Consider the following 15324-nt stretch of genomic DNA (forward strand, 5'->3'; position numbering starts at 1 on the left):
ACGCGGCGGCCGCTGGCTAGGCTCGGATCGTGAGCGATCGGGGTGCGGTGCTGCTGTTCTCGTACGGCACCCTGCAGCTGCCCGAGGTGCAGCGGGCGACCTTCGGGCGGCTGCTCACCGGCCGACGCACAGCGGTGGTGGGGTATCGGCTGGAGTGGCTGACCATCACGGATCCGCACGTCATCGCCACGAGCGGCACCGACCGGCACCCGCTCCTCGTACCCGCGTCCGACACCCCCACCGCCCCCGCCCCGCATGCCGAAGTGAACGCCGACGTCGCCACCGAGGCCGAGGCAGCGGTGGACACCGAATCAGATGCGGGGATCGCCACCCAGGTGCACGCCGAGGCCGAGCTGGACGCCAGGGCCGAGGTCGAGGGCACCGTCTTCGAGATCACCGCCGACGAGCTCGCAGCAGCCGACGCCTACGAGGTCGACGACTACCGCCGCGTGCTCGTCCCCCTCGCCACCGGCGAGCAGGCCTGGGTCTACGTCTACGCCGGCGACGCCCGCTAGCCCCCGGCGCCGGGTAGCGGGTGGCAGGTGGCGGGTGGCGCCCGGGGATCCGCACGGCCCCCACACGTGGCGGAAGGCGCGCCTGGCTGAGGTGGCTGAGCCGGGGGCGCCTAGGGGGTGCGCGGGAGGCGGATGGTGGTGACGAGGTCGACGAGGTGGGGCTCGGGCGGGGCCGATCCGAAGCCGAAGCGCACGGGCGGGTCGAGCGGTGCGAACGCGCCCAGGTCCACGCCGTCGAGGGTCGCCCCCGCCCACGCGATGCGGCGGAGCGTCTTCACCCCGTAGTACTCGCGGCGCCCACCTCCCGCGCTCCCGGCCGTGCGCACACCGGGCACCAGGATGCGCGCGATGGGGTCGATGGCCTCGAGCCACAGCGGCGCCGTCGCGATCGGAGCGGGCACCACCCGGAGCAGCCGCCCGAGCGGCGGCAGGGCCCCCACGAGGATGCGGGCCTCGAGCCCGCCCTCCGCGCCAGAACCTGCGCCTGCGCCTGCGCCTGCGGCCGATCCCGCGCCACCAGCCGATCCCGCGCCCGCAGCCGAGCCCGCCACCGCATCCGCCCCCGATTCCGATCCCGCTCGGCCCGGTCCTGAACCGGCGGTCACGTGCAGGCCGCCGGCCACCCGGCGCCAGCTCACGGGCATGAGTCGCACCTCGTCGAACGTGTAGGTCGAGGAGACGAATTCGGCCACCTCCTCGCTCGGAGCGAGCAGCGTGCGGTGCCCCCGCGCATCCTCCACCATGACGTCGGCGAAGCGACCGAACGGCGAGCGCTCCCAGAGCCCCGTCACCACCCGTGTGCCCGACGCCGTGCCGAACCCCGCGATGCGCCCCGAGAACCGCAGCACCCCGCCCGCGCCACCATCCGCGCCCGACACCCCACCGGTGGGCGTCATGCGGGGAGGGTCATCTCGAGGGTGACGGCGAGCGGCAGCCAACGCCGCTCCGGCCAGCGCCAGAGCCCGTCGTCGCCGCGCACGAGCGGGTGGAACATGCGCCACGGCAGCTCGTAGTGCTCCCCCAGCCGGTCGAGCCGAAGGCCCGCGTCGAGCAGGCCGCCGAGAGTCGACGAGAGCGGATGCGTCCACTCCCACGTGCGCGGGTTCTCGAGCACGGCCGACTCGTCGGCGTAGTCGCCCTGCTGCTCCTCCACCGTGGCGACCCCTCCGTCGTCGTACGGGTACGCGAAGCGCGGCAGCTCGCCTGGCCCCGCATCGTCGAACACCCAGGCGGCCGGATGCGAGTCGGCGAAGAAGAACCGCCCGCCAGGCTTGAGGAACCACGCCACGATGCGCGCCCACTCCGCCACGTCGGGCAGCCAGCCGATGGTGCCCCAGCTCGTGTAGACGAGGTCGAACGATCCCGGCTGCGGCAGCAGGTGCCTCGCGTCGTAGAGGTTGGCGACCACGAAGCGCGCGCGATCGGCAAGCCCCGCCGTGGCGGCGAGTTCGCGGGCGGCGGTGATGGCGGGCTGCGAGAAGTCGAGCCCCACGACCTCGGCCCCGCGCTGCGCGAACACGAGGGTGTCGGCACCGAAGTGGCACTGCAGGTGCAGCACACGCAGCCCCTCGAAGCCGTCGGGGAAGCGGCGGGCTAGCGCCTCCTCCTCGAGCTCCAGCAGCCGCCCGCGACCGGCGAGCAGAGCGGATGAGTCGTAGAAGTCGCCTTCGAGGTGCAGCGGAACGCGCTCGTTCCAGGTCGCCCGATTGTCGTCGAGCCAGTCGCCGCCGCGCACGTCGACGGGGTCGCCCGGGCGGGCCGCGCTCACGTTCTCAGCCATCCCCCGAGGCTACCCGGCAACCCTCCACCCGGCCTCCGGCGGCGCGGGCTCAGCGACCCACCCTCCGGTCGGGCTCCGTCTGCGCCCTCACATGGATGCGCTCGCCATCCCGGTTGAAGATGCACATCATCTCGACCTCCTCCCCGTCGGCGCTCCCGAGCCAGTGCGGCACCCGCGTGGCGAACTCCGCCGCCTCGCCCGGCCGCAGCACGAGGTCGTGCTCGCCGAGCATGAGCCGCAGCCGCCCGCTCAGCACGTAGACCCACTCGAACCCCTCGTGCGTCTTGAGCGAGGGCGCCTCGGCGGGCACCCCACTCGTGGCCGGGATCACCATGCGCACCGCCTGGTTCGGCGACGTCTCCTTCGAGAGGCTGTACATCACGCGACCGTCGGCCCGGGATCGCCGCGTCGCCACCCGCGGATCGGGCACCTCGTCGCTCACGAGCTCGTCGAGACTCAGTTCGAGCGCCTTCGCCAGAGGGATGAGCAGGTCGAGGTTCGGCTGCCGCCCTCCGCCCTCGAGCCGTGAGATCGTACTCGCCGAGATGCCCGTCGACGCCGCGAGCTCGGCCAGGGTGAGCCCGCGATCGGATCGGGCCGTGCGCAGGCGGGCGCCGATCCGCGCCCCTCTCGATTGCTCCATCTTGCCATTTCAGCACATCGGATTGCCGAAGTCGAGACGGGCAGCGATCGTGGAGGCATGAACGAAAACACCTGGGACGTCATCATCATCGGCGGAGGCGCCGCCGGACTCAACGCCGCACTCGTGCTCACCCGCGCCCGCCGCAGCGTGCTCGTGGTGGATGCGGGTGCGCCTCGCAACCGCTTCGCCGCGCACATGCACGGCTTCCTCACCCGCGACGGGTTCTCGCCGCTCGAACTGCTCGAACTGGGCCGGGAGGAGGTGCGCGGCTACGGCGGCGAGTTCCTCGCCGGCCGCGCCGTCGCAGCCACCGGAGCGGCGGGCGCCTTTGAGGTCACGGTGGAGGTCGACCCGGCCTCCGCCACCCTCGCAGCCACCGAGGGCTCCCCCGCCACCACCACGGCGGTCGACCCCACCCCCACCCGCACCCTCACGGCCCGCCGCCTCGTGGTGGCGAGCGGCCTGCGCGACGAGCTCCCCGGCATCCCCGGCCTCGCCGAGCAGTGGGGCCGCGGCGCGGTCGCCTGCCCGTACTGCGACGGCTGGGAGGCGCGCGACGTGCGCATCGGCGTGCTCGCGACGGGCGCGATGTCGGTGCACCAGGCCTCGCTCGTGCGCCAGTGGTCGGACGACGTGACCTTCCTCGGCCCCCTCACCGCCGACCTCGAGCCCGACGTGCGCGAGGGCCTCGAGGCCCGCGGCGTGCGCATCGTCGAGACCGCGGTCACCGGCGTGCTCACCGACGACGGCGACACAAGCGGCACCCTCACCGGCGTCACCCTCGACGACGGCAGCACGCTCGAGCTCGACCGCCTCTTCGTGGGCCCGCGCCTGGTGGCCCACGACGACCTGCTGCGCCAGCTCGGCGCCGCCACCGCCACCGGCCCGATGGGCGAGTGGACGAGCTCCGACTTCACGGGCCTCACGAGCGTGCCCGGCGTGTGGGTGGCCGGCAACTCCGCCAACGCGGGGGCGCTCGTGGTGGTGGCGGCCGGGATGGGCGCCATGGCGGCCGCCGCCATCAACGCCGACCTCGTGGGCGACGACACCCGAGCGGCCGTCGCGGCCGCCCGCGCCGCGAGGTCACCCGTCAGCCCTGATTAGCTTCTCCCGAAATGCGAAGGACCGACCCCGTATAGAGGGTCGGTCCTTCGCATTTCCGTACTGACTCGTCAGCCCTGCGCGATCACCGACACGTCGTTCCACTTCTCCCACGTCTCGATGCGGCTCGCGTAGTCGGCCTTCGCGATGCCGAGCGGCGCCGTGCCGAAGAACACGCGCAGCGGCGGCTCCTCCGCGTCGACGACCTGCAGGATGGCGCGGGCCGAGGCCACGGGGTCGCCCGGGCTGCCCACGCGCGCCTTGCGGCTCTCGGCCACCTTCTCGTGCAGCTCGGCGTAGGCCTCGAGGGGCTCCGACGTGGCCGCCGACGATCCCGACCAGTCGGTGCTGAACCCGCCGGGCTCCACCAGCGTGACGTGGATGCCGAAGTCGGCCACCTCCTGCGCGAGCGCCTGCGAGAACCCCTCGAGCGCCCACTTCGACGCGTGGTAGATGCCCACGAGCGGGAACGCCGAGATGCCGCCGATCGACGACACCTGGATGATGTGGCCACTGCCCTGCGCCCGCAGGTGCGGGAGGGCGGCCTGCGTGATCCAGAGGGCTCCGAACACGTTGGTCTCGAGCTGGGCGCGTGCCTCCTGCTCGGTGATCTCCTCGATGAAGCCGAAGTGGCCGTAACCGGCGTTGTTGATCACCACGTCGAGCCGGCCGAAGTGCTCGAACGCGCGGTCGACGGCGGCGATGCCGGCCTCGCGGTCGGTCACGTCGAGGGCGAGGGGCAGGATGCGGTCGCCGAACCGCTCCACCAGGTCGTCGAGCGAGGAGGTGTCGCGTGCGGTGGCGGCGACGCTGTCTCCGCGCTCGAGGGCGGCGATGGCCCACTCGCGGCCGAAGCCGCGGGAGGTGCCGGTGATGAACCAGGTCTTCGACGTCATGAGAGTTCCCTTCGTCAGCGAGCCGTCGTAGCCGGCCCGTGAGTTCGAACACGCGCCGCCGCCCGGTTGTTCCCTCCTGCCCCGTTCTGGGGTGCAGAGCCGAGCCGCCCCCGCCGCTAGGCTGACGCGCGGGACCCGGGGGCCGGGCCTCGGAACGGGGCGGCGGGGCGGGCCGCAGGGGGCAAGCGGATGACGACGAGAAGCACCACGACGGGCACGACGAACGGCACAGCGCGCGACCGCCGCATCCTCTTCGCCCTGCTCCTCGGAGTGATTCCGCTCAGCCAGTTCCCCATCGACGTGTACACCCCGGTGATCCCCGAGATGGTGCGCGATCTCGGCACCTCCACCACGCTCGTGCAGAACACCGTGGCCGCCTACGTGCTCGGCATGAGCCTCGGCTTGCTCCCGGTCGGCATCATCGCCGACGCCAAGGGCCGCAAGCCCACGCTGCTCGTGAGCCTCGCCCTGCTCGTCGCCGCGAGCGTCGCCATCGTCTTCACGAACGACATCGGTGTGCTGCTCGTGCTGCGGTTCGTGCAGGGGCTGGGCGGATGCGCGTGCATGGTGCTCGTCTACGCGATCGCGGCCGACACCTTCCGCGGGCAGAAGCTCACCTCGGTCTCGGGATGGCTGGGGGCGTCGTGGGGGCTCGCGCCCGTGATCGCGCCCGCGGTGGGTGGGGTGCTCTCGGAGTTCGTTTCCTGGCGCGGCAACTTCGTGCTCGTGGCGGTGCTTGCGGCCCTGGCGGCCCTCGCGGTGTGGCGCCTGCTGCCCGAGACGCTCACCGCCGAGGCCGCCACCCCCATCCGCCCGCGCGCGATCGCCCGTGTGCTCGGGGGAACGCTGCGGAACCGCGTGTTCGTGGGGCTCACCCTGGTGTTCGCGGTCTTCGCGAGCGCGCAGCTTCTCTTCGGCGTGGTCGCCCCGCTGCTCTACCAGACGGTGCTCGGCCTGCCCACGGTCACCTACAGCCTCATCGCGCTCCTGGTGGGCGCCGCCAACCTCAGCGGCGAGCTCGCCACCGGCGCCCTCGCCACCCGCCTCACCTCTCGCGTGCTCGGCTTCTCGGCCCTCGCGATCTTCACGGCCGGTGCGCTCGTGCTCGCCGGCAGCGGCCTGCTCGTGGGCCCAGACATCGTGCTCATCACGCTCGGCGGCATGCTCGTGATGCTGGGCTGCGGTGCCATCTGCCCGCTCGCCTACGGCCTCGCGCTCGGTCTCTTCGACCGCCACCTCGGCCTCATCGGCGGTCTCACGAGCGCTGTCTGCTACCTCCTGGTGGCGATCACGCTCGGATCGGCGGCCGCCCTCCCCGACGACGACCAGACCCCCATCGGCCTCGTCTACCTCGCCTGCGCGCTGCTCGGCGGCCTGTTCCTCGCCCTGTGGCTCCCCCGCCGCAGCTCACGCTCCGGAGCCGTCACCACCCCGCAGTAGCCGCCCAGAACCTGGCCCAGCACGAGGCCCGTGCCGTCACCCGCGCCCGGCGTGCGCCCTCAGCCCGGCCGCCACCTCGCCCCGCTCCACCCACGCGCAGACCGCCTCGACGAAGAGCGCCGGGCTCTCCGCGCTCCAGTGGTGGTGGAGCCCAGGCGCGACCGCCCGCCGCGCCGACGGCAGCGCCTCCCCCAGCCGCCGCAGCGACGCCTCGCGCACGAAGGCCGCGTCGCGCCCCCCGGCCACGGCGAGCACGGGCGCCTGCACCCGCGCGAGCGTCGCGGCGGGCATACCCTGGCGCACCTCGCGGTAGATCTGCTCGGCGGTCTCCTTCCTGATGCCGGCACCCGTCCGCACGAACAGCTCCAGGTCCTCACCCGCGAGCCCGTAGCTCCTGCCTGTTCCGCGCCAGTACGCCGGCGACTCCCAGAAGCCGATCGCCACGCGACTCGCCACGCGTGCGAACACCGACGGCGGGGCGAGCGCCGCGCTCCCCGCGAACACGCTGCGCACAAGGAGCGGATGCGAGGCCGCCAGCTCGAGCGCCACCGACGAACCGAGCGACAGCCCCACGAGGTGCGCCTGCCCGCCCGGCGCGAACTCCGCGATGAGCTCGGCGACGCGGTCGGCCGCCTGCGCCACCGATCCCCAGCGCAGCCCGGCGCTCGATCCGAACCCGGGCAGGTCGGGCACCAGCAGGTGATGCCCCGCGAGGCCCTCGAGCTGCGGGCCCCACATCCAGCCGGCGGTGTTGGACGAGTGCAGCAGCACGAGCGTCTCACCGCCCCCGCCCCCCAGCTCCTCCGCCACGAGCCCGTCCCGCGTCTCGATGCGTTTCACGACGCAGCGCCCGATTCGGCGGCCCGCAGCACCTCGAGCGCGTTGTGGATCACGCGGTCGAGCAGGGCGCCGAGCGCGGCGAGGTCGACACCTGCGTCCACGCCGTCCTGGTGCTCCTCGAGCCCGCGCCACGCCCGATCGAGCAGCGCATCGCCCTCGGCCGAGAGCCGCACCCTCTTCGCCCGTGCATCAGCGGGGTCGGGTCGCACCTCCACGAGACCGCGGGCCCGCAGCCCGTCGAGTCGCTGCGTGACGGAGGCTCTGGACACCGACAGGTCGTCGGCGATCTGCCGCTGCGTGGGCTCCTCGAGCACCCGCACCACGAGCAGCACCACGAAGTCGGAGTACGGGATGCCGTGGTGCGCCCGCAGATAGCGGTCCGACACACGGTCGAGCAGCGCGGTCGCGCGATGCAGCTTGAACGCGGGGCTGTCGGTGAACGACGGAGAAGAGGACGAGGGAGTGGTGGATGTGGCCATAACGTTAAGCACTTAACAGTATGGCGGCGTCGCCGTCAAGCGTCAGGACTGGCTGATGCGCACCATGTTGCCGGCCGGGTCGCGGAACGCCGCGTCGCGCACGCCCCAGAACTGATCGGTGGGCTCCTGCACGATCTCGGCGTTGCCGGCCGCGCGCACCTTCTCGAACGTGGCGTCGAGGTCATCGCTCCGGAACAGCAGGCCGGGCAGCTCGCCCTTCGCGAGCAGCGCCTCGATGGCCGCGCCGTCCTCATCGGAGTGACCGGCGCGGGGCTGCGAGATCACGATCTCGATCTCAGGCTGATCCGCGGTCGAGAGGGTGATCCAGCGGTAGCCGTCGTTCTCCACCTCCGAGCGGAGTTCGAGCCCCAGGGTGTCGCGATAGAAGGCGAGGGCGGCGTCGGGGTCGTCGGCGAGCAGGTGCACGTGGCTGAGTGAGATGGTCATGGCTCGACGTTAGCGACGGCCAGCGGATCCGCGCTTCTCCGTTTCTGCTCGCTGCGTTTATGTTCGGTGGGCGGCGGGTGTGCGACGTGGCCGCCCCAGCACCATCGCCTCGCAGCTCGGCACCACCCGGATCGCCTCGTGGTCGAGCGCCCGGTACGCGCTCGGGGTCATCCCCACGATCTCGGTGAAGCGCGCGCTGAACGATCCGAGACTCGTGCAGCCGACGGCCCAGCAGGCATCCGTGACGCTCACCCCACCGCTCCGCAGCAGCGCCTTCGCCCGCTCGATGCGCCGGGTCATGAGGTGGGCGTACGGGGTCTCGCCGTACGCCTCGCGGAAGCGGCGGCTGAAGTGCGCGGTCGACATGAGCGCCGAACGGGCGAGCGCGGGCACGTCGAGGGGCGCGGCGTACTCCCGGTCCATGAGGTCGCGAGCACGACGCAGGCGCCGCAGCTCGTCGAGATCGATGCTCATCGCTCAGTCACCCATCAGCCCAGCCGCTCACGTGGCGAGCAGCCGCGCGCGCTGCTCCTCCACGTCGTACTCCGCCACAGGCCACTCGAGGTCGAGCCCCCGCAGCGCCTCGTCGAGCAGCTGCTGCACCGCGAGCGCCGAGTACCACTTGCGGTCGGCCGGCACCACGTGCCACGGCGCCCAGGAGGTGCTCGTGGCCGCGATGGTCTCGGCGTAGGCGGCCTGGAACCGCGGCCACAGCGCCCGATCGTCGACGTCGGCCGTGGAGAACTTCCAGTGCTTGTCGGGGCGGTCGAGCCGTCGCAGCAGCCGCGACCGCTGCTCGTCGTACCCGAGGTGCAGCAGCACCTTGACCACCACGGTGCCCGCCCCCACGAGCCGCCGCTCGAAGGCGTTGATCTCGTCGCGCCGGGCGGCGAGATCAACGGCAGGAATGCTCCCGTGCACAGCGGGCACGAGCACGTCCTCGTAGTGCGAGCGGTCGAAGATCCCCACATAGCCCGCGGCGGACAGCCGCTTCTCCACGCGCCAGAGGAACGGATGCGCGAGCTCCTCCTCGGTGGGCTTCTTGAAGGCGTGGTGCGCGACCCCCTGCGGATCCATGCTGCCCGCCACACGCTTCACCACCCCGCCCTTGCCCGCGGTGTCCATGCCCTGCAGCACGAGGAGCACCGAGCGGGTGCCGCCGTACAGGCTCGAGGCGAACAGCTTCTCCTGCAGCTCGGCGAGCGACGGCGCCGTGGCGGAGGAGAGCTCGGCCGCCGACAACTTGTCGGCCACTCCGGGTGTGGCATCGGTGGGGATCGCCGCGAGGTCGAGAAGCCCCCGCCCCGGCTCGATCCTCAGTCGCTCACCCCACGTGCCGCCCGCCTGCGCCTGCTTCGTCATGGCGACACCCTATCCAGTCGTCTCGCCCGCCACACCACCCCAGCGCACGGGGCCGGCACCCTCCTCGCCCAGCACGTCGCCGGGGTTGGTGAGTGCGCACGTGGTGAGGCTCAGGCAGCCGCAGCCGATGCAGCCGTCGAGCTCGGTGCGCAGGTGCTGCAGGTCGGCGATCCGCTGCTCGAGCTCCACCCGCCAGCCCGCGGAGATGAGCAGCCAGTCGGCCCGGGTGGGGGTGCGGCCGTCCGGCAGCGAGTCGAGGGCGGCGCGGATGTCGGCGAGCGAGATGCCCACGCGCTGCGAGGTGCGGATGAACGCGATGCGCCGCAGCACGTCTCGCCGGTAGCGGCGCTGGTTGCCCACGGTGCGCTCGGCGGTGATGAGGCCGTTCTTCTCATAGAAGCGCAGCGCCGACACGCTCGTGGCACTGCGCTCGGCGAGCTGACCGATCGCCAGCAGACTGCGGGCCGGGTCGATACTGGGCATCCGCCGACCTCCTTGACCTCAACCGTAGTCGAGGTTCTAGCGTGGAGTCATGACCGATTACACGCTGCCCGAACTCCCCTACGACTACGCCGCTCTCGAGCCCCACATCTCGGGCACGATCATGCAGCTCCACCACGACAAGCACCACGCCACCTACGTCGCCGGCGCCAACACCGCCCTCGCTTCCCTCGCCGCCGCCCGCGAATCCGGCGACCTCGGCAACGTCAACAAGCTCGAGAAGGACCTCGCCTTCAACCTCGGCGGCCACGTCAACCACACCGTCTTCTGGACCAACCTCACCCCCGACACCCAGACCCCCGAAGGCGAGCTCAAAGCCGCCATCGACGACGCGTTCGGCTCGTTCGAGAAGTTCCAGGCCCACTTCACCGCCGTAGCCCTCGGCGTGCAGGGCTCCGGCTGGGCCGTGCTCGGCTACGACTCCATCGGCGGCAACCTCACCGTCTTCCAGCTCTTCGACCAGCAGTCCAACGTGCCCCTCGGCGTCGTCCCCCTCTTCATGCTCGATGTCTGGGAGCACGCCTACTACCTCGACTACCTCAACGTGCGCGCCGACTACATCAAGGCCGTCTGGAACATCGCCAACTGGTCCAACGTCGCAGAACGCCTCACCGCCGCCCGCACCAAGACCCAGGGCCTCATCACGCTGTAACCCACCACCCCGCAGGGCGATCCGGTCAGCGGGTCTCGTCGACGACGCGAGTGCACACGGCGACGAGACCCGCCGGATCGGCGTGGGTGAACGGCGGCTCCGCGAGAAGCTGCAGCGCCAGCCGCCTGGCGCCCTCCCGGTCGCCGTCGGCGAGGTGCAGGGCCAGGCGCTTCTCGAGTGCGTCGAGACCGACGATGCCGCTCAGCCGCTCCAGCGATGACCGCAGGCCCGCTCGGTCGGAGTGCCTCTCGAGCCAGGGAAGCGCACGAGCGGCGTTCCTCCGCGGATCGACCACGGGGTCGCCCGGCCCGATCAGCTGCTTCATCGTGAGGGGCGGATACATCTCGGTGCGGTCCCAGCTCGAGACCACGGTCTGCGACCCGTGCATGAGGCGCCGGATCTCCGCAGGCGAGAGGCCCGCGTCGAGCTGCGACCTCTCGGTGCCGACGATGCGGTGGTAGGCGACCTCCACGTCGTCGTGCCGCACGACGAGCGGATAGCTGAGCGTGTACTCCTCGCGGAACCTCGACCGCTCCACGCGCACCACGAGCTGGGCCACGACGCCAGGCGACCTGCGCACGAACGACGCCGTCGACACCCGCCAGCCGAACCCCTCCCCACCCACGAGCGGTTCGAGGCGCTCGGCCACGGCGGCCTTGAGCTCAGCGACTCCCATCGACTGAGCATATCTCAGCTCTCACCAAGCGAGGCGCTCCGTGCTCCGCGAGGCCGACCGGCCCGCGACCTCCCGCACGCGGGTGTGCAGCTCGCGCGAGGCGTCGGCGGCGAGCGGATTGGTGGAGACACCGCCCTCCGCCACGAGCTCACCCCCCACGTACACACGCGTGAGGTTGCGCAGCCCGCACGCGAAGGCGTAGTGCGCGTAGACGTCCCACACCGGTCCGGTGTCGGGCGCCGTCGGGTCGACCACGAGGAAGTCGGCGAACTTGCCCACCTCGAGCGAGCCGATCCGATCCGCCACCCCGAGCGCCTCGGCCGAGCCGAGCGTGTGCAGCCGCAGCATGTCGCGCGGCATCACGACCGAGGCGTCCTGCGCCACCGCGCGCTGCGTGTACGCGCCGATGCGCAGGTTCTGGAACGGATCGGAGACGTCGGTGCAGCTCTGATCGTCGAGCCCCACCCCCACGGGCATGCCCAGGGCGAGATAGCGCAGGATGTCGGCCACGCCCGATCCGAGACGCCCGTTCGAGGTCGGCTGCCACACCATGCCCGCGCCCTTCTCGGCGGCCACGCGGGCCATGTACGCGTCGGGATGCACGAAGTGCCCGAACAGGAAGCCGGGCCGCAGCGCCCCCGCCTCGTCGTACCAGCGGAACTTCTCCCGCTGCTGGTCGAGCGCCTCGCTCGTCTCGAGGAAGTGCGCCTGGTTGCCGATGCCGTGCGCATCCATGGCCCGCACCTCGTCGCGCGCCGCCTGCTCGGAGGCCGACCACTGCACGGCCCCGAACACCGAGGCCCCGAGGTCGAGCTCGGGCGGCACGGCGCTCTTGAGGTGGGCAACGGCGCGCGCGAACACCTCGAACGCCTCCTCCACGTCTTGGAACTCGCTGTCGAGGCGGAGGGCGTTCATGGTGCGGAGCCCGGCGTCGCGCGCCGCGTCGATCTGCCTGTGCAGGTACTCCTCGGGGCGGATGGCGTAGATCTCGCGGCTGTCGGTCTCGGCGTCGTACTTGCCCACCACACGCGAGTCGGTGAAGTTGTAGGCGCTCGTGACCCCGTTGACGAGGAAGTCGAGGCAGCCGTGCAGCGTGAACCAGTAGATGTCGTCGACGTCGGCGCCCGCGATGAAGGTGCTCTGCTCGCCGACCCAGCCGTAGAGGTTGTCACCGGGCGTCATGCCGCGCATGCCCGAGGTGAAGAGGTGGCTGTGCGCCGAGATGAAGCCGGGGGCCACGAAGGCGCCGCGGGCGTCGAAGACGTCGTGCTCCCCGGGCTCGTCACCGGCGGCACCGTCGTCACCGTCGTCGAGCGCCGGCGGATCCCCCGCGCCTAGCCCCGCGATGCGCCCGTCGTCGCCCACCCGCAGCCAGCCCCTGAACCACTCCACCCCGTCGGCCATCGGGATGACCACCGCATTCACCACCGTGAGACTCATGCCGTCATCCTCGCGCGCCGACATTGCAGCCAGGTTTCGCCGCATGACCTCGGAGGTAACAGCTCCGCGCACGGGTCTCCGCCCTGCCGGTACCCTGGACGAGGCGACCTCCCGCGCTCGCCTCCCGAGAGTCCGAAGGCCCCCATGACATTCTCCGATCCGCACCCGGCCGCCCTCCCCGAGGGCCACCCCGACGCCGGCGCCACCTTCCAGCACGCCCCCCGCGGCACCGCCCCCCAGGTGGTGCTCGTGCGGCACGGCGAGACAGAGTGGAGTCTCGACGGCCGGCACACCGGTCGCACCGACATCCCGCTCACCGAGCGCGGCGTGGAGCAGGCCCGCAGTGTGGGCCGCGCCCTCGCGGGCCGCCGCTTCGGCCTCGTGCTCACGAGCCCCCGCCGCCGCGCCGTCGACACCGCCGCCATCGTGGGCTACCCCGACGCGGTGCAGGATGCCGATCTGGTGGAGTGGGACTACGGCTCGTACGAGGGCCTCACGAGCCCCCAGATCGCCGCCGCGTTCGGGGGCGACTGGAACCTCTGGGAGAACGGCGTCGTGCCGGATGCGGAGGGCCGCGGCGAGCAGGCCGCCGATCTCCTGGCACGCAACCAGGCCGTCATCCGCCGCCTCCACCTCACGCTCAACAAGGGTGAGGACGTGCTCGTGTTCTCGCACGGGCACTACCTGCGCACCCTCGCCGCCACCTGGATGGGCGCCCCGATCCGCCTCGGCGAGTACCTCGTGCTCGACACCGCCGCCGTGAGCGTGCTGGGCTTCGAGCACGGCAACCAGGTGCTGCGCGGCTGGAACCGCACCCCCTGGAGCGAGGTGGCGGGGTGAGCCTGCCGGTCACCGAGCATGTGGCCCCCGCGCGGGTCGTCTCCGACCCCGCCGAGGCCGTCGACGCCCTCGCGGCCCTGGCCGCGGGCTTCGAGACGGTCGCGGCCGAGCGCGACCACGAGGGCACCGCTCCCTTCGGCGAGGTCGCAGCGTTCCGCGCCACCGGCACGCTCCCCGCGCTCGTGCCGCGTGAGCTCGGCGGCGGCGGTCTCGACTGGCGCACCGTCTTCACCGCCCTGCGCCCCGTGATCCGCGCCGACGGCGGTCTCGGCCACCTCTTCACCTACCACTTCGTCAACTCGTGGCGGGTCGTGCTCAACGAGAACACCGAGCGCATCGAGGCCCTGCAGCGCGGCCTCGCAGAGCAGCACTGGTTCTGGGGCGGCGCGGGCAACCCGCGCGACGCCGGCCTCGCCCTCACCCCCTCGGAGGGCGGCTTCACGGTCTCGGGCCGCAAGTTCTTCGCCACCGGCGCCCAGGTCTCCGAGCGGCTCACCGCGAGCGGCACCCGGGTCGACACGGGCGAGCGGCTCGCCATCGTGGTCGACTCCACCCAGCCGGCCGTGACCCACCACGATGACTGGGACAATAACGGCCAGCGGCTCTCGGCCTCCGGATCCGTGTCGTTCGATGCGGCCTGGGTTCCCGAGGCGCACGTGCTCGGCTTCGGCGGGCAGGACGGCCCGCGGTACCACCCCTATTCCTCCCTCTCGATCCTCTTCTTCCAGCTCGCGCTCGACCACGTGCACGTCGGCCTCGCCGAGGGCGCCCTCGAGGCGGCCGCGCAGTACGTGCGGACGAGCACGAAGCCGTGGTCCACGAGCGGCGTCGAGAGCGCCCTCGACGACCCCTACATCCGCGAGCTCCTGGGCGAGCTCACCTCGGCCACCCGGGCGGCGGATGCGCTGACCTGGCGGGCCACCGACCTCCTGGCCGAGGTCGCCGAGCGCGGCTGGGCGCTCACCGACGCCGACCGCGGCGAGGCGGCCGTGGAGATCGCGGCGGCGAAGGTCGTGACCACCAAGGTGGCCCTCGACGTGACCTCGAGGGTGTTCGAACTCACCGGCGCCCGCGCCACGGGCACCCCGTACGGTTTCGACCGGTTCTGGCGGAACGCCCGCACGGTCACCCTGCACGACCCCGTGGCCTACAAGGCGCGGGAGGTCGGCGACCACGCCCTGCGCGGAGCCTTCCCCGAGCCCTCCGGCTACAGCTAGCGCGACGCGTTGTGCCTCGGGATGGCGTCCGTCACCCATGAGAACTCGTGCACGAAGCGCTCGAGCAGCCGCGCGAGCTCAGTGCGGTCGTGCTCGCTCCACTTGCCCACGAGCGTGGTGTAGACGGCCTGCGCGGCCTCGAGGTGCAGGCGCAGCGCCTCCGCCCCCTCCGGCGTCGCCGACACGAGCACGGCGCGGCGATCGCTCTCGTCGGGGGCCCGCACCACGAGGCCGGCCTCCTCGAGCCTGCGCACCTCGGTGGTGATGGTCGAGCGGTCGACCGAGAGCCACTCGGCGAGCGCCGACATGCGCACGGGGCCGGAGGTGGCGATGTACTCCAGCAGCCACGCATCCGTGCTCGTGAGAGCGGCGCCCTCGGAATGGTGGAGCGAACGCCGGTTGTCGGATCGGGTCGACCAGCGTAGAACGGTGGACAACGACGCCTGGATGACGGCACCGGGGTCGCTCTCTTCGCTCATAGCTGAATCATTCCTG

Annotated in this window: 19 protein-coding genes; 6 read left to right on the plus strand and 13 right to left on the minus strand. The window is 72.1% G+C overall.

The annotated features are described in order from the left end of the window. Positions 1–29 precede the first annotated feature (29 nt). The gene (locus ACEXQC_RS15100) at positions 30–515 is read left to right on the plus strand and encodes a gamma-glutamylcyclotransferase family protein (RefSeq protein WP_374824061.1); all 486 of its coding nucleotides are present in this window, start codon (positions 30–32) and stop codon (positions 513–515) included. Between the two features lie 110 nt (positions 516–625). On the opposite strand, the gene ACEXQC_RS15105 is transcribed toward ACEXQC_RS15100, so the two are convergent. Genes ACEXQC_RS15105 through ACEXQC_RS15115 form a run of 3 tightly spaced genes read right to left on the minus strand, consistent with a single transcriptional unit; the run spans position 626 to position 2938 of the window. Next, on the minus strand, positions 626–1411 hold the full coding sequence (locus ACEXQC_RS15105) for a hypothetical protein (protein ID WP_374824064.1): 786 nt from the start codon (positions 1409–1411) through the stop codon (positions 626–628). Then, positions 1408–2295 carry a class I SAM-dependent methyltransferase gene (locus ACEXQC_RS15110; RefSeq protein ID WP_374824067.1) on the minus strand — a complete coding sequence of 296 codons (888 nt, stop codon included), beginning with the start codon at positions 2293–2295 and terminating at the stop codon, positions 1408–1410. The genes ACEXQC_RS15105 and ACEXQC_RS15110 overlap by 4 nt, the downstream gene beginning before the upstream one ends. A gap of 49 nt (positions 2296–2344) precedes the next feature. Further along, positions 2345–2938 (minus strand): helix-turn-helix domain-containing protein, encoded by a 594-nt coding sequence (locus ACEXQC_RS15115; RefSeq protein WP_374824070.1) that lies wholly within the window; start codon positions 2936–2938, stop codon positions 2345–2347. A 57-nt stretch (positions 2939–2995) separates the two neighbouring features. Between ACEXQC_RS15115 and ACEXQC_RS15120 the strand changes: the two genes are divergently transcribed. Further along, positions 2996–4042 (plus strand): FAD-dependent oxidoreductase, encoded by a 1047-nt coding sequence (locus tag ACEXQC_RS15120; RefSeq protein WP_374824073.1) that lies wholly within the window; start codon positions 2996–2998, stop codon positions 4040–4042. 68 nt (positions 4043–4110) lie between these two features. Here ACEXQC_RS15120 and ACEXQC_RS15125 read toward each other — a convergent pair whose 3' ends face one another. Then, on the minus strand, positions 4111–4935 hold the full coding sequence (locus ACEXQC_RS15125; RefSeq protein WP_374824076.1) for an SDR family oxidoreductase: 825 nt from the start codon (positions 4933–4935) through the stop codon (positions 4111–4113). 189 nt (positions 4936–5124) lie between these two features. Between ACEXQC_RS15125 and ACEXQC_RS15130 the strand changes: the two genes are divergently transcribed. Next, positions 5125–6375: a multidrug effflux MFS transporter gene (locus tag ACEXQC_RS15130; protein ID WP_374824079.1), complete on the plus strand. Its 1251-nt coding sequence runs from the start codon at positions 5125–5127 to the stop codon at positions 6373–6375. A 36-nt stretch (positions 6376–6411) separates the two neighbouring features. Here ACEXQC_RS15130 and ACEXQC_RS15135 read toward each other — a convergent pair whose 3' ends face one another. Genes ACEXQC_RS15135 through soxR form a run of 6 tightly spaced genes read right to left on the minus strand, consistent with a single transcriptional unit; the run spans position 6412 to position 9986 of the window. Further along, on the minus strand, positions 6412–7215 hold the full coding sequence (locus tag ACEXQC_RS15135; RefSeq protein ID WP_374824082.1) for an alpha/beta fold hydrolase: 804 nt from the start codon (positions 7213–7215) through the stop codon (positions 6412–6414). Continuing rightward, the gene (locus tag ACEXQC_RS15140) at positions 7212–7694 is read right to left on the minus strand and encodes a MarR family winged helix-turn-helix transcriptional regulator (protein ID WP_374824086.1); all 483 of its coding nucleotides are present in this window, start codon (positions 7692–7694) and stop codon (positions 7212–7214) included. Before ACEXQC_RS15140 ends, ACEXQC_RS15135 begins: the two co-directional genes overlap by 4 nt. A 42-nt stretch (positions 7695–7736) precedes the next feature. Then, a complete protein-coding gene (locus tag ACEXQC_RS15145; RefSeq protein ID WP_374824089.1) occupies positions 7737–8141 on the minus strand; it encodes a VOC family protein in 405 nt (134 codons plus the stop codon). Positions 8142–8198: 57 nt separating this feature from the next. Then, positions 8199–8615 carry a helix-turn-helix transcriptional regulator gene (locus ACEXQC_RS15150; RefSeq protein WP_374824092.1) on the minus strand — a complete coding sequence of 139 codons (417 nt, stop codon included), beginning with the start codon at positions 8613–8615 and terminating at the stop codon, positions 8199–8201. Between the two features lie 27 nt (positions 8616–8642). Continuing rightward, positions 8643–9503 (minus strand): PPK2 family polyphosphate kinase, encoded by an 861-nt coding sequence (locus ACEXQC_RS15155; RefSeq protein ID WP_374824096.1) that lies wholly within the window; start codon positions 9501–9503, stop codon positions 8643–8645. 9 nt (positions 9504–9512) lie between these two features. Next, positions 9513–9986: a redox-sensitive transcriptional activator SoxR gene (soxR, locus tag ACEXQC_RS15160; RefSeq protein WP_374824098.1), complete on the minus strand. Its 474-nt coding sequence runs from the start codon at positions 9984–9986 to the stop codon at positions 9513–9515. Between the two features lie 49 nt (positions 9987–10035). Between soxR and ACEXQC_RS15165 the strand changes: the two genes are divergently transcribed. After that, positions 10036–10656, plus strand: a complete 621-nt coding sequence (locus ACEXQC_RS15165) for a superoxide dismutase (RefSeq protein ID WP_374824101.1) — start codon at positions 10036–10038, stop codon at positions 10654–10656. 25 nt (positions 10657–10681) lie between these two features. Here the strand turns inward: ACEXQC_RS15165 and ACEXQC_RS15170 are convergent, their stop codons facing one another. Next, the gene (locus ACEXQC_RS15170; RefSeq protein WP_374824104.1) at positions 10682–11332 is read right to left on the minus strand and encodes a hypothetical protein; all 651 of its coding nucleotides are present in this window, start codon (positions 11330–11332) and stop codon (positions 10682–10684) included. A gap of 21 nt (positions 11333–11353) precedes the next feature. Then, positions 11354–12772 (minus strand): amidohydrolase family protein, encoded by a 1419-nt coding sequence (locus ACEXQC_RS15175; protein ID WP_374824106.1) that lies wholly within the window; start codon positions 12770–12772, stop codon positions 11354–11356. Between the two features lie 144 nt (positions 12773–12916). On the opposite strand from ACEXQC_RS15175, the gene ACEXQC_RS15180 reads away from it, so the two are divergent. Then, on the plus strand, positions 12917–13612 hold the full coding sequence (locus ACEXQC_RS15180) for a histidine phosphatase family protein (protein WP_374824109.1): 696 nt from the start codon (positions 12917–12919) through the stop codon (positions 13610–13612). Further along, on the plus strand, positions 13609–14829 hold the full coding sequence (locus tag ACEXQC_RS15185) for an acyl-CoA dehydrogenase family protein (RefSeq protein WP_374824112.1): 1221 nt from the start codon (positions 13609–13611) through the stop codon (positions 14827–14829). The genes ACEXQC_RS15180 and ACEXQC_RS15185 overlap by 4 nt, the downstream gene beginning before the upstream one ends. Here the strand turns inward: ACEXQC_RS15185 and ACEXQC_RS15190 are convergent. Continuing rightward, entirely contained in the window at positions 14826–15308 is a 483-nt protein-coding gene (locus tag ACEXQC_RS15190; RefSeq protein WP_374824115.1) for a MarR family winged helix-turn-helix transcriptional regulator, read from the minus strand. The genes ACEXQC_RS15185 and ACEXQC_RS15190 overlap by 4 nt on opposite strands. Positions 15309–15324: the final 16 nt, after the last annotated feature.

It is taken from the genome of Herbiconiux liukaitaii (assembly GCF_041927495.1).
Classification (GTDB): Bacteria; Actinomycetota; Actinomycetes; order Actinomycetales; family Microbacteriaceae; genus Herbiconiux; species Herbiconiux liukaitaii.